Below are 22953 nucleotides of genomic sequence, written 5' to 3' on the forward strand. Positions count from 1 at the left end.
CGACAGCCGTTTCATCCCTTCGGAAAACCCTGCGTCTCAACCGTATAGCCGGCCAATGTCATGACGCGCATCAGTTCGGCGTGACCAATTTCAGCCATCCGTTGCGGCGGCGCCTTGCGCGGATCCTGCTCGGCTTCGACCACGAACCAGCCCTCGTATCCGTAGTCGGCAAGCCGCTTGACGATGGCTCCGAAATCGAGCGAGCCGTCGCCCGGCACCGTGAAGGCGCCGAGTGCCACCGCATCGAGAAACGACTGCCGGCTGCGATCAAGTCCGTCGACCACAGGCTTGCGGATATCCTTGACGTGGACGTGGTTGATCCGACCGTGGTGGTTGTCGATGGCGCGCAGCACGTCTCCACCGGCAAAGGCCAAATGGCCTGCATCGAGCAGCAGCGGAATGCCTTCGCCGGAATGCCGCATGAATGCGTCCAGTTCAGCCTCGGTCTCGACCACGGCCGCCATGTGGTGGTGGTAGGACAGCGGCATGCCCTTGTCGGCGCACCATTCCCCAAACTCGGTCAAACGATGTGCATAGGCCTTCATTTCGTCGTCGGACAGGCGTGGCTTGGTGGCCAGCGGCCTGGAGCGGTCGCCCTGGATGGAACGGCCGACTTCGCCATAGACAATGCAGGGCGCATCGACTGCCTTGAACAACTCGATCATCGGCGCGATGCGATCCTTGTTGGCGGCAAGCTCCTCGTCGACAAGCGTGCCCGAGAACCAGCCGCCGCAGAGCGTGACGTCGGCAGCCCGAAGGATCGGCAGCATCACGGCCGGATTGTCCGGAAAGCGGCGGCCCTTTTCCATGCCGGTAAATCCTGCACTGCGGGACTGCCTGAGGCATTCCTCCAGTGATACGTCGTCGCTCAGTTCCGGTAGATCGTCGTTCCACCAGGCGATGGGCGACATGCCGAGTTTGGCTTTCATCATGCTCTCCTCAAGATGTGATCCGGCGATTGTCCGCTATCCGATCCGCTGGGCGGCCCGCTTGGCGACGTAGTTCTTATGGGCCTCGTTGACTTCCGGGCGCAAACTCACCTCGGGAACGGCTACATCCCACCAGTGGCCACCTTCCTCGGTGGTAACCAGCGCATCGGTATCGATGACGAAGACAGACGTCCGGTCGTTCGTCCGGGAGGCTTCTATCGCCTGCTCGAGCTCAGTGATGGACGACACCTTCACGGCGATGGCACCCATGCTTTCCGCATGAGCGCGGAAATCGATGGCCGGCATCACCTCGTGATAGGAGTCCTTCAGGAGGTTGTTGAAGTTGGCACCGCCGGTGGCCATCTGCAGCCGGTTGATGCAGCCATAGCCCCGGTTGTCGAGCAGCACGACGGTTAGCTTCATGCCGAGCATGACGGACGTGGCGATCTCGGAATTCAGCATCATGTAGGAACCGTCGCCGACCATGACGACGACCTCCTTGTCCGGCCGCGCCAGCTTGGCGCCGAGCCCGCCAGCGAGCTCGTAACCCATGCACGAAAATCCGTATTCCATGTGGTAGCTGCCCGGCACCGTCGCCGGCCAGAGCTTGTGAAGTTCGCCCGGCAGACCGCCGGCAGCGCAGAGCACGATGCTGTTTTCGCCGCCGATCGTGCGGGCCACCGCGCCGATAACCTGCGCGTCGGAGGGGAGGGTGGCGTTTGTCGTCGCCATCGCCTTGGTGGCAGCCTCCATCCAGCGTGTCTTTTCAAGCGCTGCTCTCTCGGCGAGCGCTGCAGGGGCTTTCCATCCGGCAAGCCCGGCAGACAGAGCCTTTAGCCCCTCGCGCGCATCGGCAACCAGCGCGTGGGAATCATGCTTGGCAGCATCGAAGGCTGCGATGTTCAATCCCACCATCGAAAGCGCGTCGTTCTTGAACAGCGCCCAGGAGCCGGTGGTGAAATCCTGGCATCGGGTGCCGACGGCAATGATCAGGTCGGCATCCTCTGCAATCGCATTGGCCGCAGACGTACCGGTGACACCGACAGAGCCGAGCGACATCGCATGGCTCTCGTTGATCGCAGATTTTCCGGCCTGGGTGACGACGACAGGAATGCTGTGGGTTTCCGCGAATGAAGTCAGCTCGGCGGTCGCCTGCGAGTAGAGGACACCGCCGCCGGCGATGATGACGGGCTTCTCCGCTTTGCGGATGAGGGCAATGGCGTTGGCGAGTTCGTCGGCATCCGGCCGTGGCCGGCGCTGCGTCCAGACGTGCTCCTCGAAAAGGCTCACGGGATAGTCGAAGGCTTCTGCCTGGACATCCTGGCAAAGTGCCAGCGTCACCGGACCGCAGTCCTGCGGATCGGTCAGTACCTGCATGGCGCGCTTCAGGGCCGAGATGATCTGCTCCGGCCGGGTAATCCTGTCGAAATAGCGAGAGACCGGGCGGAACGCGTCGTTGGCGGAAACCGTGCCATCGCCGAAATCCTCGATCTGCTGCAGCACCGGGTCCGGAGCACGGTTGGCAAACACGTCGCCGGGGAGGAACAATACGGGTATGCGGTTGACATGGGCCACGCCTGCCGCCGTCACCATGTTGAGTGCGCCGGGGCCGATCGAGGTCGTGCAGGCCATGAAGCGCTGGCGAACGCTGGTCTTGGCGTAGGCAATCGCCGCATGCGCCATGCCCTGTTCGTTGTGGGCACGGTAGACCGGCAATTCGTCCCGGATCTGGTAGAGCGCTTCGCCAAGTCCGGCGACATTGCCGTGCCCGAAGATCGCCCATACGCCGCCGAAGATCTGCACCTTCTGGCCGTCGATGACGGTCATCTGCTTCGTCAGGAACTGCGCGACAGCCTGCGCCATCGTCAAACGGATCGTCTTGCCCATCGGGCGCCTCCCAGTTTTCTTCTTTTCCAGTCCGCGGGTCTACAGCCCGCGCGTCTTAAGCCAGGCCTCGGTCAGATGCCGGAAACGGCCGGCCATGTCGGCAATCGCCGCCTCGTCGTCGATCTCGCCAGCAAGCCAGTTGCGCGCCGCTTCGGCAAAGATCGTCCGGCCGACGGCAAAGCCCTTGACCGACGGTGCTGCGAGCGTCGCCTCGAAACCTTTCAGCAGTTCCTCGGCTGGCGCCTCCAGTCCCAAAAGCACGATGCCGCGGCAGAGCGGATCGTTGCCGGTCACCACCGCCTCGATGTTCTTCCAGGCGGCACGCGACGCCTGCGGCTCCAGCTTCCACCAGTCCGGCTTTATGCCGAGGTCATAGAGCTCCTGCATCGCCGTCGAGATCGTGTTGTCGTCGAGCGGTCCGTTCTTGCCGGCGATAATCTCGACCAGCAATTCGCGACCGACCTTTCGCGCCGCGTCGAACAACGTGCGCAGCTTCTCCTGCTGCTCGGCCTTCAACTCCGCCGGATCGTCCGGATGATAGAAGCAAAGGCACTTGATGCAATGGTCGACAGGCCATTCCACGAGTTGCGAGCCGATATCCTGGCTAAATTCGAATCGCAGTGGCTTTGACCCGGGCAATTCGACCGGCCGGCCAATCCATGAGAAGTTTTTGGTGGCAGCATCGAAGAAGGCGTCGCGCCCAAAACGTTCGTCGATCAGCATGCCGTAGCCCGGCCGTCCGTCGGCAACTCGCGCCGCTGCCGAAACCGCCAGCCGCTTGAAGGCATTGATTTGCTCGTAGGGGACGCCGAGTTCGTCGGCGACGCTGACCAGCTGCGAGCGGTGATCGATGGCCAGCGCCATCAGCAGCGGGATGTGACCTTTGCGGGTTGTTGCCCAGTGGATGTGGTTGAGGTCTTCGTCCTTGCGCAGTGCGCGCCGCCGGCTGCCGTGTTTAAGGAAGCTGTCGAGTTCGGCCCAGGTCGGATATTCCGGCGAGCAGAGCAGCCGCGATACGGCGAAGGCACCGCAGGCATTGGCCCAGGTGGCGCAGGTCTTGAGAGGCTCGTTCTTCAGCCAGCCCCGCAGAAAGCCGGACATGAAGGCATCGCCGGCGCCGAGCACATTGTAAACCTCGATTGGAAAACCGTCGCCGACGATGCCAGCTTCGAGGTCTTCGGAAATTGCGCCATCATAGACGATGCAGCCCATCGCGCCGCGTTTTAGAACGATGGTGGCAGCGCTGAGTTCGCGGATCGTCTTCAATGCGCCGAGCACGTCATCGGCGCCGGACGCGATGAGGATCTCCTCCTCGGTGCCGACGATCAGGTCGCAGTCAGGGAGCGTCTGCTTCATCTTGGCCGTGACGCGGTCGGATTTCACGTAGCGCTCGAAACCTTCGGCATGGCCGGCAAGGCCCCAGAGATTGGGCCTGTAGTCGATATCGAAGACCACCTTGCGGCCATGCGCCTTGGCGACGCGGATCGCCTTGCGCTGGGCTGCCTCGGTGTTGGGTTGAGAAAAATGCGTGCCGGACACAAGCACTGCACCCGATGAAACGATGAAGTCTTCGTCGACATCGTCTTCCGTCAGCGCCATGTCGGCGCAATCTGAGCGGTAGAAGATCATCGGCGAGACGCCTTCAGCCTCTACCGCCAGCAGCACCAGCGCTGTCAGCCGCTGCTTGTCGGTGACGATGCCATCGGTAGCGACACCCTCGCGGGCCGATTGCCCGCGGATGAAGCGTCCCATCTGCTCGTCGCCAACGCGCGTGATCAACCCTGATTTCAGCCCAAGCCTGGCCGTGCCGATTGCGATGTTGGCCGGGCAGCCGCCAACGGATTTGGCGAAGGACGCGATGTCTTCGAGCCTGGAACCGATCTGCTGGCCATAGAGATCGACAGAAGAACGGCCGATGGCGATGACGTCGAGCGTCGGCTCCGGCCGCGCGCCGTTGTTGAGATTTGCCATTGATATCCTCCGTCAAGATTTCCGCCGGCATCTCCCGTTGCCAACGCCGTGCACCGATAATGAAACATCGGTTCCGTAATTTTGTCAATTCGGAATGTTTATTCCATTTTATGTTTTCCGGATTTTGCCATGGCCCACTTTCTGCGCTGCTCCGCGATGGCGACGGGGAAAGCCATGATCAATGCCATGGACGCCGATAACGAACGAAAGCCGGCAAAATCCGATTCTGCCACTTCGAACCAGTGGGTGGCGCAGGCGGCGAGCGGCGAGAATGCCGAATCGGTGATGGCAATGAGTGGTACGCCGCGGTCGACCAGCAGTTGGCTTTGCACCAGGCTTTCTGCCGCATAGGGCGAAAAACTGGCGGCAATGGCTGCATCGCGCGGCGTGGCGAACTGTACAAGCTCCGTATCGACCCCGTTCGGCGAGGCAACGATCTGGTGGCGGATGTTCAGCTTGGAAAACGCATAGGTCATGTGTGCCGTCAGCGGGTAGGAGCGTCGCTTGGCGATCAGGTAGATGGTTTCTGCTGCCGCAAGGATTTCGACCGACGTCGCGAAGGTGTCCGTCTGCACGGTTGCCGCCAGCCGGTTGATCGACTGGGTGGCAGAGGAAATAAACCCGGCAAGGATCGCCGCGTTCTCATCTTCTACGCGCGCCTCCTCCAGCGAGATCAGCCGCTCCTCGTAGCTGATTGTCCGGTCGCGCAGCCGTTCGCGGAAAATGCTCTGCAGATCGGAAAAGCCTTCATAGCCGAGATGGCGGGCCAGCCGCACCAGCGTCGAGGGCTGGACGTCGGACGCCGTGGCGATGCTGGCCGTCGTGCCAAACGCGATTTCATCGGGGTTGTTGAGGGCAAAGACCGCAACCTGCGCCAGCCGTTTCGGCATGGACGCCTTGCGCTCGATGATCGTGCTGCGCAGGCTTTCGAAATCGCGCGGCACCTTCGCCGGTATCGTCACGTCCTCACTCATTCCACGGCTTTCGTTTTTCCCGGTTTTCGGAACATATATTCCATCTGCAATGATACCGCATCTGCCGATTTCCGCCACAGGCAATTCAAGTGACTGAATTGCTTGCCGATTGTTGCAATCCTCTGGCATTTCACAAACGCCAGACTCGCAGCAAAACGATCCAGATGTTCCAAATCGTCCGGTATGACGCTTGATGGGCACCGCTGCGGTTGACGCTTTCGGGACGAGGCGATACGCCTTGCCTTTGAAGCGCGATGCGCGGCCGCTACGGCTTCGTGTCCCCAATTTCTGGAGGGCTTGCGTGACGGGTAGATTGGTCATTGTCGGAGCAGGGCAGGCCGGCTTTGCTGTTGCTGCCAAGCTGAGGGCTCTCAATGACACGCGGCCGATCACGCTGGTCGGCGCGGAAGAATCGCTGCCGTACCAGCGCCCGCCGCTGACGAAGAAATACCTGCTCGGCGAGATCAGCTTCGATCGCCTGATGTTCCGTCACGAGCACTGGTATGCCGAGCACGACATCGACATCCGTCGTGCGACCTGGGCCGAACAAATCCATCGCGACAAGAAGCAGGTCGTCATGCAGGACGGCAGCGCGCTCGACTACGAAACCCTGGTGCTGGCGACAGGCGCAACCCCGCGCCGACTTCCTGCTGCCATCGGCGGCGATCTCGAGGGCGTCTATGTCGCCCGGGACAAGCGCGACGCCGATCTCCTGTCAGGTGAAATGCGCGCGGGCCGCCGCGTCCTTATAATAGGCGGCGGTTATATCGGTCTCGAAGCAGCGGCAGTCGCCCGTCATCGCGGGCTGGAAGTCACCGTCATCGAGATGGCCGATCGCATCCTGCAGCGGGTTGCCGCCAAGGAAACCGCAGACATTATGCGGGTCATCCACGCAGACCACGATGTCGTCATCCGCGAGAAGACCGGCCTCAAGCGACTGGTGGGCAAGGACGGCCGTGTCGTTGCCGCAGAGCTCTCCGATGGTTCCACCCTCGACGTCGATTTCGTCGTCGTCGGCATCGGCGTCGCGCCGCTGGATCGTCTTGCCAAGGAAGCCGGCCTTGTGGTTGCCAACGGCATCGTCGTCGACGAATACGTCCGCACCTCCGACCCCAGCATCTATGCCGTCGGCGACTGCGCCGCGCTGCGCTGGCAGGGCGAATTGATCCGTCTCGAATCGGTACAGAATGCGGTCGACCAGGCAGAGGCTGCGGCCGCGATCATCGCCGGTGGCAACGAACCCTATGTGCCGAAACCGTGGTTCTGGTCCGATCAGTATGACGTCAAGCTGCAGATCGCAGGCTTCAACAAGGGCTACGACGATACGGTGCTACGGCATGGTGCCCGCGAAGGATCGGCTTCCGTCTGGTATTTCAAGGCCGGCCGGTTGATTGCTGTCGATGCGATCAATGACGCCCGCGCCTATGTCACTGGCAAAAAGCTCATCGACGCCGGCCAGACGCCCGATCGCGACCTGCTGGCCGACGCCGGCACCGACCTCAAGACCTTGCTCGGATAAGTGACGATGACCCTGCCACCCAATGCATTCAAGATCGCCCTGCGCGAGCGCCGCCCGCAGATCGGCCTCTGGGTGGCGATGGCCGATGCCTATGCCGCCGAGATCGCCGGCCATGCCGGTTTCGACTGGCTGGTCCTCGACGGCGAGCACGGCCCCAACGATCTTCGCAGTATAATGGCGCAGTTGCAGGCCCTCCAGGCCTCGCCGTCGGAACCGGTGGTTCGCCTGCCGACCGGGGCAAGCTGGATGATCAAGCAGTTTCTCGACATCGGCGCCCGCACGCTGCTCATCCCGATGGTCGATTCGGCCGAGCAGGCAGCAGAACTCGTTCGCGCTGTCCGCTATCCGCCGGACGGCATCCGTGGCATGGGCGCCGGCATCGGCCGCGCCTCGCGGTTCAACACCGTTGCCGGCTACGTTGCCGATGCAGGCAAGGATATCTGCCTCCTCGTCCAGGCCGAAACCCGCGCGGCGCTTGCCGACCTCGAGCGGATTGCCGGTGTCGAGGGCATCGATGGCATCTTTATAGGGCCTGCCGACCTTGCTGCCGACCTGGGCTTTCCGGGCAATCTCGAGGCGCCCGAGGTGCAGGACGCGATAGAGGCCGCCATAGCCACCATCGTCAAAGCGGGCAAACCGGCCGGAATCCTGACATTCAACGAGACCCTCAACCGCCGCTACCTGGAACTCGGCGCCACTTTTGTGGCCGTCGGCGCCGATGTCACCGAATTCTCCACGGCACTCCAGCGCCTTCGCCGACGCTACGGACCGGAACCGGAAAATGCCGAAGCCGGCCCACGCGGCTACTAGCCCTCGCACTCCCGGGGTTTAGCGCACAGCAAGACACTTTTCTGACGGCATTGGAAAAAAAACCTTGCCTTTGGAGCCTTTGCCCAATAGTCACGGCCTCGGAGAGGTGGCCGAGTGGCCGAAGGCGCTCCCCTGCTAAGGGAGTATACGTCAAAAGCGTATCGAGGGTTCGAATCCCTTCCTCTCCGCCATTCTTTCAAATGTGCGGATTTATCTAATCATTACAGCGTCTTACGTCCACAATTGTAGATTATTTGTGCCAAGCGCTTGTGCCAAAATATTCGTTCCATCGCCAAATCAGGCGATATCAACTGCGATCATCTAGTCCGGGACTGGGAATCATCCAATCGAAAGACCGGAACTCAGTAGTGCGGTCCCAGCGGTAATCGCAATTTCCCGAAGGCCTACACCTCAACGAAGATAGAGCAGAACTACAGTTCAGTTTCAAGGCGGCGTATCTTAACTAGGGTTGTAATGGTTCCCATGAAATTCCCGTTGGTGTAATTATCCTCTTGCTCCAGATATCAATGGCTATCGACGTGAGAGGCTTAAGTATTCGGGGTCAAGGTCAGTCGGTTGCCGTGGTCGAATGTAGACATCTTGTAAAAAGTAAAAGTCGCTGGGTGGAGATTGGACCTAGTGTGTTTTCTCAAGATGTATTAGCTATTTCCAAATGCTAAGATACTTTATCTCTTCCCTTTCGGTAATTATGAAGAAATCGTGCGGCCTTTTCCTAATCGCCGCAGTTATGCTTTGCACCTTTACGATTTCTACGCCTGCTAGTGGTTACCGCCTGACATAAGAGTCCTGTATGGGATTCCATTTGCTGGGTTGGCATGCGAGTCTGGCGCATGCGCACAGGAATATCGTTCACCGTTTCGCCAACAGATCACCAACGCCTGATGGCCTTGACCAGGGATCGCAATGCGCCCCAAAAGCACGTCTGGCGGGCCGAGATCATCCTGCTGAGTGCCGATGGCGTCGGAACTGTCGAGATTATGCGCCAGACCGGCAAATCGAAGACCTGCGTATGGCGCTGGCAAGAGCGCTTCGCCACAGAAGGCGTCGAGGGTCTCCTGCGCGACAAGACGCGGCCGTCGCGTATTGTGCGGCTCGGACCCGATGTCGCCGAGCGTGTGGTGGCCCTGACGCTGGCTGATCCGCCGGGCGAGACGACGCACTGGACGGCCGACATGATGGCGACGGCCGCCGGCATCAGCGCCAGCGCAGTCAGGCGTATCTGGAAAGCGCATGGCCTCGCACCTCATCGGTGGCGGCAGTTCAAATTGTCCAACGACCCGAAATTCGTCGACAAGCTGCGAGACGTTGTCGGCCTCTATGTTGATCCGCCAGCCCACGCCGTCGTGTTGTCGGTCGATGAGAAAAGCCAAATCCAGGCGCTCGACCGCACCCAGCCGGGCCTGCCGATGAAGAAGGGTCGGCTCGGCACCATGACCCACGACTACAAGCGGCACGGCACAACCACGCTGTTTGCCGCCCTCAACGTGCTCGACGGCACCGTCATCGGCCGCAACATGCAGCGTCATCGTCATCAGGAGTTCATCCGCTTCCTCAACGCCATTAACGCCCAGGTGCCGGACGACAAGGCCGTCCACGTCATCCTCGACAACTATGCTGCCCACAAGCATCCCAAGGTGAGAGCCTGGCTCGACCGTCACGAGCGTTTCACCTTCCACTTCACTCCGACTTCAAGCTCATGGCTCAACGCGGTGGAGGGTTTCTTCGCCAGGCTGTCGAAGCGGCGTCTGAAACGCGGCGTTTTCCATTCCGTCGTCGATCTCCAGGCCGCCATCAACCGTTTCCTCGTTGAGCACAACAAAAAGCCAAAGCCCTTCACTTGGACCGCCGATCCCGACAAAATCATCGCCGCCGTTAAACGCGGGCACCAAGCGTTAGATTCCATCCACTAGTGAGAATGAGGGGTTTCCGGTAAGGATAGTAAGTCAGCCAAAGCCGTCCTTGGAAGATCTGGAAAGGGAGCGGCAGACTACCGCCCGACAGCAGGCCGATCTTACCGCTCAGCAAACCGTGGCATCAGCGACCGTTAGTTTGTCGATGTGGAGCAAGTGGCAGTTTATGCTTAGCCTTTTGGGAACTGCGGGAATTGCTATTTCGATAATCCTAGCTCGGGAGCAGATCAAAAGTGCTAAGCACGCCCTTGAGACCACTGAGCGGGCTTATGTGGTCGCTGGGGGGATACGTTACATATCGCATCCATCCCCAACTGGCCTGTTTTGGAGAATGCGTCCTTCTTGGATCAATCGAGGTGCTACGCCTACCCGTAAAGTTCGTGTCAGCGTTGGCTACGAGTTGCGAGACGATGATCTGCCAGGAGACTTTGATTTTGTGGGCAGCTTACCACCCCGCATTGCGACAGTTAATCTTCATCAAGACGGTGGGTCTATTGAAGCCAATCCTATTGACTACTATGCCTCGGATTTGCTTCTCATCGCTACAGGTAAAAGGCGGCTCTTCGTTTTTGGGCAATGCGACTATGAAGACGTTTTTGGTCGGTCTCACACGACGCGCTTCTGTGTAACTGCGATCAACATTACGGGAGATGTATCGATGCCGTACACGCCCGCCAACAATGTGGAAATTCCTTGGGCCGTTCTAGACAGGTTCAATTCTGATGACTGATTTCGTCAGTTTGGAGACAACACGCGCTGGCTTTCGGGTAAACCCAGCGTCCTCCTTTCGTTGTGGCCGGGAGGTGTAAGCCGCTCGATTGCCTTCCCCGCCTTTCTTTCGTAAAATACAAAAAAAAGCCTGGCGGGAACCGAGCCTGTGTTGACGTTTGCTGCGGTGAAATATCGAGGCGAATGGTCTACACGCCCTATTTACAGGGCTTCTAGGCTTCTAGGCTTCTAGGGCTTTGCTGTAGCCTGTCGATGGCTAATTAGCCACTTTGGTCAGCCATTGAAATCCTTAGGTTCACCTCAGAAATCTCCGAGATCAACAGCAGCCTTGGGCCATTCCCTACTGCCTGTGACAGCTTCCGATACCTCGGTAACTGTAACGTCGGTTATCGGCGCTTACGCCGATGGTCAGCTCGTCGGTTTCGTGAATGGTGCGTGGGATGAGGCGTTCACGCCTTTATTCTCGACACCCGCGTCGCCCCTCGAATGCGAAGACAGGGGATTGCTACCGGCATGATAAAAGAGGCCACCAGTATTGCGCAGGAGCACGATGCAAGGTGGTTGAGTGTCAACGTCGAGCCGCAGCTGGTCTCACTCTACCGTAGTTGCGACTTCTGGCCGACGGAGGCGGGGCTTATAGAGCTGAAGTAATGACGTCCGCCGGACCGGATGCCTACCCCATGTCTGCACCCAAGCTCGAATCGCAGGCGGAATCGCACACACGATCCGAATCGACCTCCAGCGCATGTCCATTCCCCAACCGGGAATCGTTGCCGGGCTGTTTCCAAATGTTGCCGCCTGCCGTGGAAATGCCGTACATGTGGCAGGGTTTCCAGGGATTTTGTGCGTCGGCAGGTCTACCGAAAGACTGTGACGGGCCGGCGCGTCGGGGTTAAGTCCGTGCGAGATAAGGCTTTTTCTTAATAAAGGCTAAATAAACCACCCTTCATCTCACCGTTTTGTGTCCTTTCGGCAACATGAATTGGGGAAGGGTCCCCCCAAAACCCCCTTCCGGCAAGATGTCGATTGCGTGACGGCGCCCGTCGAGTATTTTCAACAACGGAAGCGAGGGCGTGATCGTCCACTTCTTGAAACATGGGGATGGGGCAGGGAATGCCTTCGGGTTAAAAATCCCAGACCCAATTGAAACTTTGAACTGGAGGTCAATCATGAACATCAAGAGCCTACTTCTCGGCTCCGCTGCTGCCCTCGCAGCAGTATCCGGTGCTCACGCTGCAGACGCTATCGTAGCTGCTGAGCCTGAGCCGCTTGAATACGTCCGCATCTGCGATGCATACGGCGCTGGCTACTTCTACATCCCAGGCACGGAAACCTGCCTCAAGATTGGCGGCATGGTTCGTACTGAAGCTCAGTGGCACAACCCATACGCTGTTGGCGATCGCTTCAAGCGCGGCACGGAATGGCACACTCGCGCTGAACTCAACGTCGACACGGCAACGGACACAGAATACGGTCCGCTGAAGACCAACATGGTTTACCGTTTCGACTCGACTGAAGGTGTCAACGACTCCAAGGTTCTGTTCGCAACGATCAGCCTCGGCGGCTTCATCGTTGGTAAGACGGACTCGCAGTACAATCAGTGGATTGGTTATGCTGGCAACGTCATCAACGACGACGTGATCGGCGATGGACCTTACGAGCTGAACCAGCTCTCCTACGTATACGACGGCGGCAACGGCTTCACCGGCGTTCTGTCGGTTGAAGACAGCCAGTCTGGCGACCTTGCAGTTGATCCGAACAATCCTGGCCGCGACATCTCTGACCACTACACACCTGACTTCGTTGCCGGCCTCGGCTACAAGACTGGCATGTTCGGTCTGAAGGTTGTCGGCGGCTACGACTCGGTTGTTGAAGAAGGCGCTGTCAAGGCTCGCCTCGACCTCGACTTCGGCACGTTCTCTGCCTTCTTGCTCGGCCAGTACAACACTGACGGCAACAAGATCAACCGCTACGCCAATGGCGACGCTAGCGGCGCTTCGACCGGCGATTGGCAGGTTTGGGGTGGCACGACTGTCAAGTTCAACGACAAGCTCGAGTGGAACACTCAGGTTTCGTATGCTGACAGCAAGACCTTCGAAGCTACGACAAACCTCAACGTTTTCGTTGCTAAGGGCTTCAAGATCCAGCCAGAAATCACCTACGTCAAGTACGACAACGCCGTTCTCGATGACAACACGTTCTCTGGTATCCTTCGCTTCCAGCGCACGTTCTAATTCAATACGACTTCGGTCGATTGAAAGGAGCCCGGCTTTCGAGCCGGGCTTTTTCGTTTTTGCTCTTTGTCTGTTCTCCAGGTCTTGTTTCCGCTGCCTTTTCCAGGCCGCGAGGTGATCAATCACCTTTCATGACGGAATTATCACAGTTTCGTGACGTGATTTTTGTGCAACGCACCAATCCAAAGCTTTGTCACAAACGGTGCCTGTTACGCATTGATATTTCATTGTTATATTCAATCGCTATGGTCTGCCCAGAACCGAAGCAGACGCGCTTTGGTTCTCCCCAAGGGGGGGTCACAAATACAGGGATGGGGTAGGGCACGCCGATTTTTCGGCGCGACGTCTCACGCCCAGTCGTCTTTTGATTGGAGCTAATTGCAATGAACATTAAAAGCCTTCTTCTCGGCTCGGCCGCTGCCTTCTCGGTAGTATCCGGTGCACACGCTGCCGACGCCATCGTCGCTGCTGAACCTGAGCCGCTGGAATACGTCCGCATCTGCGACGCTTACGGCGCGGGCTATTTCTACATCCCGGGCACGGAAACCTGCATCAAGATCGGCGGCAAGGTTCGCTCTGACGTCAGCTGGTACAACGCTTACAAGGCCGGCCAGGACGCTGCTGCTCGCGGCACATACTGGAAGACACGTGCCGAACTTTCGATCGACACTGCAAGTGACACTGAATATGGCGCCCTGAAGACTGACGCCGTTTTCCGCTTCGAGTCGGCCGAAGGTAACAACACCAACAAGCTTCTCTGGGCCAACATCAGCCTGGGTGGTTTCCTCGTCGGTAAGAATGACTCGGTCTACTCGACCTTCCTCGGCTACGCTGGCGACGTCATCAACGACGACATCATCGAATACGGCATCAACGGCACCGACGAACTGAACCAGCTGACCTACGCCTACGACTCTGGCACCGGCTTCACGGCTGTTGCTTCGCTCGAAGACAGCACCAACGGCACTGCAGCTGGCGCCAATGGCGAGAACAGCTCGGATCACTACGCTCCGGACGGCGTTCTCGGTCTCGGCTACAAGGCCGGCGCTTTCAACTTCCGCGTTGTCGGCGGCTACGACTCGATCGTCGAAGAAGGCGCTGTCAAGGCTCGTGTTGATGCCAAGTTCGGCGGCTTCACCGCCTTCCTCATGGGTGGCTACAACACCGATGGCAACAAGCTCAACAAGTATGCTGGTGCCGGTGGTGCTGGTATCGGTTGGGGCGACTGGGCTGTCTGGGGCGGCATTGGCCAACAGATCAATGACAAGCTGAAGGCCAACGTGCAGCTGGCCTACGACGACAAGAAGACGTTCGCAGCAACGGGCAACCTGAAGTTCAACCCGGTCAAGAACCTGCTCATCGAGCCGGAAGTCACCTACGTCAACTACGACAGCGTCAACAAGGACACCTGGTCTGGCATCATCCGCTTCCAGCGTTCGTTCTAATACTGAGTTGATCTAACCTCCTGTCAAAGAGATGGCCCGGTATCCCAGCCGGGCCATTTTCGTGCCGACAATTTCGAGTCGGTGAGCTCGGGAATTGGATCCCGGGCACAAACTCTGTGCCCGTCAGTCGGCGGGAAGGGTGGCGGACCTAACGAATCGGTAAGCCGCGAAAGGCCCCTTCAGCCGCGTCCGTGGATGAGGTCCTGCTCGATATCACTCTTCTGACCAAGCCGAGCCTTGTAGACCTCGTAGTTTTCCATCACCCTTTGCACATAATTGCGGGTTTCCGGAAAGGGAATGCGCTCGATCCAGTCGACGACTTCATCCATCGACTTGCCGCGCGGGTCGCCGTAGCGGCTGATCCATTCGGGCACTTTTTTCGGACCGGCGTTATAGGCAACGAATGTCAGGATATAGGATCCGCCGAATGCATCTATCTGCTCGCCGAGATAGTGCGAGCCGAGCGTCGCGTTGTAGCCGGCATCTTTCGTCAGGCGGTCGGCTGAATAAACGATCCCGTGGCGACCGGCCACAGCCTTGGCGGTCTTCGGCAGCAGTTGAAGCAATCCACGGGCATCTGCGGACGACACGGCCTGCGGATTGAAGGCGCTTTCCTGCCGGGCGATGGCATAAGCCATGGCCTTTCCGGAGCCAGCGATATTGGCATCGTCTGGAATGACGCCGATCGGAAAGGCAAGCGCTGCGACATCGACGCCGCGTCCATAGGCGATCTTGCCGACTTGCAGCGAAAGCTGGTGATTGCCGGACTGCTCGGCGCTGGCCGCAAGCAGCGCGATCTCGCCCGGGCTTTGCAGCTGTTGGGCTAGCGCGCGGTAAAGACTGTCGGCGCGCCAGCCATTGCCGGCTGCCTCTAGGCGCGCGATCGCCAGCACCGCTTCTCGCGATTGAAAGCGCTGCCGGTCTTCCGGCGATGGCGATGGGTAGGTCACGTCCAGCATCTGCCGTCCGAGCTTTTTCGCGGCAAGCTGACCGTAGAACGTGCTCGGAAGGGCGGCGGCCTTCGCATAGAAATCACTGGCCTTGCCCGGGCCGCCGGCTTCCGCCGCGCGTCCCAGCCAATACCAGGCACGAGAGACGGAGATCGGTCCGTTCGACACGCCGAGGATTTTGCGAAAATGCGTTGCTGCCGTGGAGGGATCCTTCAGGCCGCGCAGCGCATACCAGCCTGCATGGAACTCCGCTTCGCCGACATCGACCGGGGTGACGGCGACGTTGTCGTCGGCAATTCTGTATGCAGCCTTGTAGTTACCTTGGTCGACAAGGCCGCGGCTGACGATTCGCTGCTCGTCCCACCACTGGCTCGCGTCGATCAGCAGGCTGCGATCGCGCGGCATTCGCGCCAGCAGGGCTGCAGCCGTATCGTAGTTTTCCTTGCGGCGCTCAAATTCGACCCGCATGAAGAGATAGGCCGGATCGCTTTTCCACTGCGTCGAGATGTTGGCAAGCAGGCTCGCAGCCTTGGGGCTTCGATCGTTGACAGCTGCCCATGCAGTATAGAGTGATTGTGCCTTGCCTAGATCGCCAAAACGCTTCGCCTGCGCCGTCTTGCTTCGGTAGAGCAACAGATCCATGCGTGCTTTTTGGTCGGCGGGGCTGAGCAGGCCGCCAAAAGCTGCCAGATATTTGTCCTCGAGCGATGCGTCCAGCGTCTGGTTTCGCCAGACGTTGCGGATATAGGCGGCTGCCTGGGCGGGCTTTCCAACGGCAATGAGGGCCTTTGACAACACGAATGCACCTTCCGGCGTTTCCGGTGCGGTCTCTCCGAAGGCAGCGAGCACCTCGGCCGTGGACGGATTCTCGTTGTAGATCGCCCGCTCGGAGAAGCCACGCAGACTGGCGAGCCCCGGCCAGCCCGCAAGCTCTTGCGAGGCGGAAGCGATTTCGGCGGACGGTATCCCGGTCTGTCCCGACGTGGCAATTGCCCAGGTGAGGATGTGGCGGTCCAGCGTTCCGCGCGCCATGCCATTGCGGACGGCGATGGCCTGCAGCGGCTTCCGGTTCGACAGCGCGTCGAGGCCAGCCTTGAGATCGGCGCTCGCAGGCGCGATGTTGGAAGCGCGTGGAATAGAACCAGTCGTCAGCGGATCGTTCGGAATTGCCATGGCGACTGATGTCTGCGGCTGCCCGGCCGGATCAGGGGCGCTTTCAATCGGCAGCCCGGCCGCAAGACAGCCCCAGGCAATGGCAAGGCCTGTGGCGGACACGACCAGGATCGATTTGTTCATCCGGCTACTCACGCGAATTCAGATCCCCTCAATCTGCCGAAAGCCATCTTAACGAAACCTTAGCGCATGCACGAATTATCGATCTAACATGATACCGGAATTTGCAAACGAAGCCATAAAGCGCGCTTGTCGGAGCCAGATGGCCGCTTTATGGTGCGCAGATTCATAACCAAGGATTGCGGCCGAAGCGTGAAATGCCAGGCCTTGAGGAGTTTGCATGTTCAGGGGATCCATTCCCGCTCTCGTTACGCCCTTCACCGCTGCGGGCGCCGTCGACGAAGCTTCTTTTGCCTCGCACGTAGAATGGCAGATCACCGAGGGGAGCACCGGGCTTGTCCCTGTTGGCACCACCGGCGAATCGCCGACCCTGTCGCACGCCGAGCACAAGCGCGTCGTCGAGCTGTGCATCGAGGTCGCCGCCAAGCGCGTGCCCGTCATGGCAGGCGCGGGATCCAACAATACGCGCGAAGCGATAGAACTGGCACAGCATGCCGAAAAGGTTGGCGCGAATGCAGTCCTGGTCGTCACGCCCTATTACAACAAGCCGACGCAGAAGGGGCTCTATGCTCACTTTTCGGCGATTGCCGAGGCCGTTAAGCTACCGATCTACATCTACAATATTCCAGGTCGCTCTGTCGTCGACATGACGCCTGAAACCATGGGTGCGCTGGCTAAGTCCTATGGGAATATTGTCGGCGTCAAGGATGCGACCGGCAAGATCGAGCGCGTTTCCGAGCAGCGCATCACCTGCGGCAATGATTTTCATCAGCTGTCGGGCGAGGATGCGACCGCTCTCGGCTTCAACGCCCATGGCGGGGTCGGATGTATTTCGGTGACGGCAAACGTCGCGCCGCGCCTCTGTGCCGAGTTACAGAAGGCGACCCTTGCCGGCGACTACAAGGCGGCGCTTTCGATCCAGGACCGGTTGATGCCGCTGCACAAGGCAATCTTTCTCGAGCCCGGTCTCTGCGGTGCAAAATATGGCCTGTCGCGTCTGGAGCGGATGAGCCGCCACGTTCGCTCGCCGCTGCTGTCTACGCTGGAACCGGGTACGGAAGCAGCGATCGATGCTGCGATGCGCCACGCCGGCCTGCTGAATTGATAGCTTGAGGCGAAGGCGGCGGCGTTCGTCGCCGTCGCGTCTTCACAATCCGGTCATACTCCCCTATCTAGGGCCCTGAACATCACTGCGGCCCGCATTTTCTCATGTTTGAGCGCCGCCGGTACCCGAGGGACGGAACAACAGATCATGGCACCCAAAGGCAGCCAACGCGTCGTCAAGAAGGTTGTCGCCGATAACCGCAAGGCTCGCTACAACTATGAGATCCTCGATACCTATGAAGCCGGCATCATGCTCATGGGCACCGAGGTGAAGGCGTTGCGCGACGGCAAGGCGAATATCGCGGATAGTTATGCCTCGGACGAAGGCGGCGAGATCTGGCTGATCAATTCCTATCTGCCGGAATATCTGCAGGCCAATCGCTTCAACCACGAGCCCCGCCGTCGCCGCAAGCTGCTGCTGACCGCCCGCGAAATCAACAGACTTCGCGTCGGCATCAATCGTGAGGGCATGACCCTCATTCCGCTGAAAATCTATTTCAACGATCAGGGCCGCGCCAAGCTCGAACTGGCTCTTGCCAAGGGCAAGAAGCTGCACGACAAGCGACAGACGGAAAAAGAACGCGACTGGAACCGCCAGAAGACCCGAATTCTGAAGGACAACGGCTGATGCAGATGGTGAGGCTGACCGTCGGCGACCTGGTCTTCGTCGCTCGTTTCGAGAACAAGAAGGCGCCTCGGACCTGCAAGGCATTCCAGGCTCTGCTGCCCTTCGTCAATCAGACGATCCACTCGCGCTGGAGCGGCGAAGCGGTCTGGGTACCTCTCGGCGATTTCGAGTTCGGCGTCGGTTTCGAAAACCACACCACCCATCCGTCACGCGGCGATATCCTGCTTTATCCCGGCGGCCACAGCGAAACGGAGCTGCTTTTCGCCTATGGCAGCTCGTCATTTGCCAGCAAGATGGGCAGTCTTGCCGGAAACCATTTCCTCACCGTCGTCGAAGGCGCTGAGCACCTGCCGGAGATGGGCCGCCGTGTTCTCTGGAACGGCGCGCAGCCAATCCGCTTCGAACCCATTGGCTGACCGTCTAACGCAGTCTCTCTAGCCAGGCGGATACGGATATCGTCGACCGAACTATTCTTCCTGTTCGGCCGTCGGTGACGCGTCCACAAGCCGTGCCGGTCTTTCGGACGGATCCCTGCCGATCTCGGATTTCAGCGAGACCAGGTCGATGAAGTGATCGGCCTGCCGACGAAGGTCGTCGGCGATCATCGGCGGCTGGGTCGCCATCGTCGAGATGACGGAAACCTTGCGTCCGCGACGCTGCAGCGCTTCGACAAGCGTCGTGAAATCGCCGTCCCCGGAGAAGATCACCATGTGATCGACAGTCTCGGACTGCTCCATGGCATCGATGGCCAGCTCGATATCCATGTTGCCCTTTATCTTGCGGCGTCCCATGGAGTCGGTGAATTCCTTGGCGGGCTTCGTGACCACCTTGTAGCCGTTGTAGTCGAGCCAGTCGATCAGCGGCCGTATGGAGGAATATTCCTGGTCCTCGATCAGCGCAGTGTAATAGTACGCGCGCAACAGGTAGCCGCGTTTCTGGAACGCTTTCAGCAGCTTGCGATAATCGATGTCGAAGCCGAGACTTTTGGAGGCGGCGTACAAATTCGCGCCGTCAATGAAGAGTGCAATTTTCTCGCGAGGGTCAAACATGGCTGGTTTATCCATTGCTGCAAAAAGAAAACACTAAAAGGCAATCAAAACAAAGCCTTATCGCTAAAATATAGAAACAGGTCGCTTAATTCACGAATTGTTCATATAAGGAGATTTAGGGCAGGATTCCAGTTATTCCAAGCAACTCTGGATTGAAATGAAAAATTCAATTTCCGTTTCCTCGTCCAGCAGCGGTTGTTATCTGTCGCCTTGCGAGGAAAAACTTGAATTTGCCGCCGTTTGATTGTATCCGGCATCCTAATTCCATACATGTCGACGACATCACGACCGTAAAGGACAGGCAATGGCCCGTGTCACCGTAGAAGATTGCATTGATAAGGTAGAGAACCGGTTCGAGCTTGTTTTGCTCGCCAGCCATCGCGCCCGGCTCGTCTCCCAGGGTGCAGCGATCACCATCGACCGCGACAATGACAAGAACCCCGTGGTTGCCCTTCGCGAAATCGCCGACGAGACCCTGTCTCCAGACGATCTGAAGGAAGACCTGATCCACTCGCTGCAGAAGCACGTCGAAATCGATGAGCCTGAGCCAGATCCGGCAACTCTTGCCGCCGCTGGTTCTTCTTCCGAGGAAGACGACGACAAGCCGGAAGCTGTAACCTTCGACCAGATGTCGGAAGAAGAGCTGCTGGCCGGCATCGAAGGCCTTGTACCGCCGGAAAAGAGCGACGATTACTGATCGTCAATCTTGATGCTCCGCGTTGGAGCTATATGATGGTGAAATGTCTGTGCGCCAGTCATCCGATTGGCGCGCTTTTCTTTTTACCGGAGTAGCGTTGGATGATGCGGCAATACGAGCTTGTAGAGCGAGTTCAGAAGTACAAGCCCGATGCCAACGAAGCGCTTCTGAACAAGGCTTATGTCTATGCGATGCAGAAGCATGGACAGCAGAAGCGCGCCAGCGGCGATCCATATATTTCCCATCCGCTGGAAGTCGCTGCGATCCTGACGGATATGCATCTCGACGAATCGACGATTGCGGTCGCCCTCCTGCACGATACCATCGAAGACACGACGGCAACGCGGGCCGAAATCGACGAGCTTTTCGGTGAGGACATCGGCCGGCTGGTCGAGGGGCTGACGAAGATCAAGAAGCTCGATCTCGTCACCCGCAAGGCAAAGCAGGCTGAAAACCTCCGCAAGCTGCTGCTCGCCATCTCCGACGATGTGCGCGTATTGCTGGTGAAGCTCGCCGACCGCCTGCACAACATGCGCACGCTCGACCACATGCCGGCAGACAAGCGCGCCCGCATCTCGGAAGAGACGATGGACATCTATGCGCCGCTTGCCGGGCGCATGGGTATGCAGGATATGCGCGAGGAACTGGAGGAACTGTCCTTCCGCCATATCAATCCGGAAGCACACGACACAGTCACCAAGCGCCTCGAGGAGTTGTCGCAACGCAACGAGGGGCTGGTCAAGAAGATCGAAACCGAGTTGCGCGATCTCCTGGTCGCCAACGGCCTCGACAATGCCGTCGCCAAGGGCCGGCAGAAGAAGCCCTATTCCGTCTTCAGAAAAATGCAGTCGAAGTCCCTGTCGTTCGAGCAACTGTCGGATGTCTATGGCTTTCGTATCATCGTTGACGATCTGCCTGCGTGCTACCGGGCTCTCGGCATCGTCCACACGCGCTGGCGCGTCGTTCCCGGTCGTTTCAAGGATTACATCTCCACGCCCAAGCAGAACGACTACCGTTCGTTACACACCACCATCGTCGGCCCGTCGAGCCAGCGCATCGAGCTGCAGATACGCACCCGGCGCATGAACGAGATTGCCGAATACGGCATTGCAGCTCACGCGCTCTACAAGGATCAGAACGCGGCGGAAGGTGATCTGCTGTCGCGTGAAAGCAACGCATACTCATGGCTGCGCCGCACTATCGAGGCATTGGCGGAAGGTGACAGTCCGGAGGAGTTTCTTGAGCATACCAAGCTCGAACTGTTCCAGGATCAGGTCTTCTGTTTCACGCCGAAGGGCAAGCTTATCGCGCTGCCGCGCGGCGCAACGCCGATCGACTTTGCCTATGCCGTGCATACCAACATCGGCGATACGACAGTCGGTGCCAAGATCAATGGTCGGATCATGCCGCTCGTCACACGGCTTGCAAACGGCGACGAGGTCGAGATCATTCGCTCCGGCGTACAGGTGCCTCCCGCCGCCTGGGAAGAGATCGTCGTTACCGGCAAGGCGCGCGCCGCCATCCGTCGCGCCACCCGCATGGCCATCCGCAAGCAATATGCCGGCCTCGGCTACCGCATCCTCGAGCGTACATTCGAGCGCGCCGGCAAGATATTTACCCGCGACGCCCTCAAACCGGCGCTGCACCGGCTTGGCCAAAAGGATGTCGAGGATGCCATTGCTGCCGTCGGGCGAGGGGAGATGTCGTCGCTTGACGTGCTGCGCGCGGTCTATCCTGACCACCAGGACGAACGGGTGACGGTTAAGCCTGCCGGCGACGAGGGCTGGTTCAATGTCCGCAGCGGCGCCGGTATGATTTTCAAGATACCTGGCCAGAGCAAGGTCGCCGATCTCGCCAATGCCGGCATTGACGACCTCGAAACCCTGCCGATCCGCGGACTGGCTGCCGACGTGGCCGTACATTTCGCGCCGACGGGTGCAGTGCCCGGGGACCGTATCGTCGGTATCCTCGAGAAGGGCCGGGGAATCATCATCTATCCCATCCAGTCGCCTGCGCTGCAACGCTTCGACGACCAGCCGGAATGCTGGATCGACGTGCGCTGGGATCTCGACGAGGCCAACAAATCGCGGTTCACCGCCCGCGTGCTGATCAATGCTCTCAACGAACCCGGCAGCCTTGCCAAGATCTCGCAGACAGTCGCCGACATCGACGTCAACATCCGTATCTTCAATACCGTGCGTGTTGCAGCCGATTTCACCGAGATGGCACTCGATGTCGAAGTCTGGGATCTGCGCCAGCTGAACCAGATGTTGCTGCAGTTGAAGGACCTCGACTGCATTGCCACGGTTAAGCGGCTTTATGAATAATTAACCGCGTCGCAGGTGCCGGAGGCGCCATGTGCATCTTTTATGATCGTTTCTTAGTCATTTTGTCGCAGGTAATGGCCTACATATGCATAGAATGCATGGCTGCACTGGTAATCGGGCGTTGGTCATTAACGCCTGCACGAGCTATATTCACCTCATCGAAAGAAACAAACCAGATGAGGAAATGACAATGTTTGGTCCCTTCAAGAAATTCGCCCGCGCCCTCCGCGTTCCTAGTGTTGAAGAACGCGAAATGGCTTACCTTAACGGTTCTAACGACCGCTTTGATCTTGAGTATCGTCAGCGTCAAGTCGACCGTGGTGCATTCCGCAACCGTTAATCGACAGTAGACTTACGAAATGGGAAAGGCGGCGTGCAAATGCAACGCCGCTTGCGAGTGGTAAAACACTTGCACCACTCGCTAAAAGAAGCGCATGAGCGCTCTTGTCATCGCGGCTTCGCCTGCACTAGATATG

18 protein-coding genes, 1 tRNA gene and 1 pseudogene are annotated in these 22953 nt (G+C 59.0%); 14 read left to right on the forward strand and 6 right to left on the reverse strand.

Annotated elements, in window-relative coordinates; translation table 11 throughout:
- Positions 1 to 11: 11 nt before the first annotated feature.
- The 4 genes from iolE to J5274_RS09860 form a co-directional block, all read right to left on the reverse strand.
- Positions 12 to 929 (reverse strand): myo-inosose-2 dehydratase, encoded by a 918-nt coding sequence (gene iolE, locus J5274_RS09845; RefSeq protein WP_142829797.1) that lies wholly within the window; start codon positions 927 to 929, stop codon positions 12 to 14.
- Positions 930 to 965: 36 nt separating this feature from the next.
- Positions 966 to 2816: a 3D-(3,5/4)-trihydroxycyclohexane-1,2-dione acylhydrolase (decyclizing) gene (iolD, locus tag J5274_RS09850; RefSeq protein WP_142829795.1), complete on the reverse strand. Its 1851-nt coding sequence runs from the start codon at positions 2814 to 2816 to the stop codon at positions 966 to 968.
- 39 nt (positions 2817 to 2855) lie between these two features.
- The gene (iolC, locus tag J5274_RS09855) at positions 2856 to 4787 is read right to left on the reverse strand and encodes a 5-dehydro-2-deoxygluconokinase (protein ID WP_142829793.1); all 1932 of its coding nucleotides are present in this window, start codon (positions 4785 to 4787) and stop codon (positions 2856 to 2858) included.
- Between the two features lie 98 nt (positions 4788 to 4885).
- Positions 4886 to 5761: a MurR/RpiR family transcriptional regulator gene (locus J5274_RS09860; protein WP_142829791.1), complete on the reverse strand. Its 876-nt coding sequence runs from the start codon at positions 5759 to 5761 to the stop codon at positions 4886 to 4888.
- Between the two features lie 301 nt (positions 5762 to 6062).
- On the opposite strand from J5274_RS09860, the gene J5274_RS09865 reads away from it, so the two are divergent.
- The 8 genes and pseudogenes from J5274_RS09865 (at position 6063) to J5274_RS09900 (ending at position 14429) form a co-directional block, all read left to right on the forward strand.
- Positions 6063 to 7280: an NAD(P)/FAD-dependent oxidoreductase gene (locus J5274_RS09865; RefSeq protein ID WP_142829790.1), complete on the forward strand. Its 1218-nt coding sequence runs from the start codon at positions 6063 to 6065 to the stop codon at positions 7278 to 7280.
- A 6-nt stretch (positions 7281 to 7286) separates the two neighbouring features.
- Positions 7287 to 8090 (forward strand): aldolase/citrate lyase family protein, encoded by an 804-nt coding sequence (locus tag J5274_RS09870; protein ID WP_142829788.1) that lies wholly within the window; start codon positions 7287 to 7289, stop codon positions 8088 to 8090.
- A gap of 100 nt (positions 8091 to 8190) precedes the next feature.
- Positions 8191 to 8281 (forward strand) — tRNA-Ser (locus J5274_RS09875).
- Between the two features lie 660 nt (positions 8282 to 8941).
- The gene (locus J5274_RS09880; protein WP_111223089.1) at positions 8942 to 10021 is read left to right on the forward strand and encodes an IS630 family transposase; all 1080 of its coding nucleotides are present in this window, start codon (positions 8942 to 8944) and stop codon (positions 10019 to 10021) included.
- A 49-nt stretch (positions 10022 to 10070) separates the two neighbouring features.
- Entirely contained in the window at positions 10071 to 10751 is a 681-nt protein-coding gene (locus J5274_RS09885; RefSeq protein WP_142829786.1) for a hypothetical protein, read from the forward strand.
- Between the two features lie 387 nt (positions 10752 to 11138).
- A pseudogene (locus J5274_RS09890) lies at positions 11139 to 11401 on the forward strand (GNAT family N-acetyltransferase); the annotation flags it as partial.
- A 518-nt stretch (positions 11402 to 11919) separates the two neighbouring features.
- Positions 11920 to 12984 (forward strand): porin, encoded by a 1065-nt coding sequence (locus J5274_RS09895; protein ID WP_142829784.1) that lies wholly within the window; start codon positions 11920 to 11922, stop codon positions 12982 to 12984.
- Between the two features lie 383 nt (positions 12985 to 13367).
- Positions 13368 to 14429 carry a porin gene (locus tag J5274_RS09900; RefSeq protein WP_142829783.1) on the forward strand — a complete coding sequence of 354 codons (1062 nt, stop codon included), beginning with the start codon at positions 13368 to 13370 and terminating at the stop codon, positions 14427 to 14429.
- 179 nt (positions 14430 to 14608) lie between these two features.
- On the opposite strand, the gene J5274_RS09905 is transcribed toward J5274_RS09900, so the two are convergent.
- Positions 14609 to 16675 (reverse strand): lytic transglycosylase domain-containing protein, encoded by a 2067-nt coding sequence (locus tag J5274_RS09905; protein ID WP_142829781.1) that lies wholly within the window; start codon positions 16673 to 16675, stop codon positions 14609 to 14611.
- A gap of 217 nt (positions 16676 to 16892) precedes the next feature.
- Here J5274_RS09905 and dapA point away from each other — a divergent pair, with 217 nt between their 5' ends.
- The 3 genes from dapA (at position 16893) to J5274_RS09920 (ending at position 18820) form a co-directional block, all read left to right on the forward strand.
- On the forward strand, positions 16893 to 17777 hold the full coding sequence (dapA, locus tag J5274_RS09910) for a 4-hydroxy-tetrahydrodipicolinate synthase (protein ID WP_142829779.1): 885 nt from the start codon (positions 16893 to 16895) through the stop codon (positions 17775 to 17777).
- A 147-nt stretch (positions 17778 to 17924) separates the two neighbouring features.
- Entirely contained in the window at positions 17925 to 18404 is a 480-nt protein-coding gene (gene smpB / locus J5274_RS09915) for an SsrA-binding protein SmpB (protein WP_111220398.1), read from the forward strand.
- Positions 18404 to 18820 carry a DUF3830 family protein gene (locus tag J5274_RS09920; RefSeq protein WP_142829777.1) on the forward strand — a complete coding sequence of 139 codons (417 nt, stop codon included), beginning with the start codon at positions 18404 to 18406 and terminating at the stop codon, positions 18818 to 18820. Before smpB ends, J5274_RS09920 begins: the two co-directional genes overlap by 1 nt.
- A gap of 51 nt (positions 18821 to 18871) precedes the next feature.
- On the opposite strand, the gene J5274_RS09925 is transcribed toward J5274_RS09920, so the two are convergent.
- A complete protein-coding gene (locus J5274_RS09925; protein WP_142829775.1) occupies positions 18872 to 19453 on the reverse strand; it encodes an NYN domain-containing protein in 582 nt (193 codons plus the stop codon).
- 304 nt (positions 19454 to 19757) lie between these two features.
- On the opposite strand from J5274_RS09925, the gene rpoZ reads away from it, so the two are divergent.
- From rpoZ to J5274_RS09940, 3 genes are all read left to right on the forward strand, one after another.
- A complete protein-coding gene (rpoZ, locus tag J5274_RS09930; protein ID WP_111220401.1) occupies positions 19758 to 20150 on the forward strand; it encodes a DNA-directed RNA polymerase subunit omega in 393 nt (130 codons plus the stop codon).
- A 101-nt stretch (positions 20151 to 20251) separates the two neighbouring features.
- A complete protein-coding gene (locus J5274_RS09935) occupies positions 20252 to 22477 on the forward strand; it encodes a bifunctional (p)ppGpp synthetase/guanosine-3',5'-bis(diphosphate) 3'-pyrophosphohydrolase (RefSeq protein ID WP_142829773.1) in 2226 nt (741 codons plus the stop codon).
- A gap of 190 nt (positions 22478 to 22667) precedes the next feature.
- A complete protein-coding gene (locus tag J5274_RS09940) occupies positions 22668 to 22817 on the forward strand; it encodes a DUF3563 family protein (RefSeq protein ID WP_111220403.1) in 150 nt (49 codons plus the stop codon).
- Positions 22818 to 22953: the final 136 nt, after the last annotated feature.

It is taken from the genome of Rhizobium sp. L51/94, assembly GCF_019355555.1.
Taxonomy (GTDB): Bacteria; Pseudomonadota; Alphaproteobacteria; order Rhizobiales; family Rhizobiaceae; genus Rhizobium; species Rhizobium rhododendri.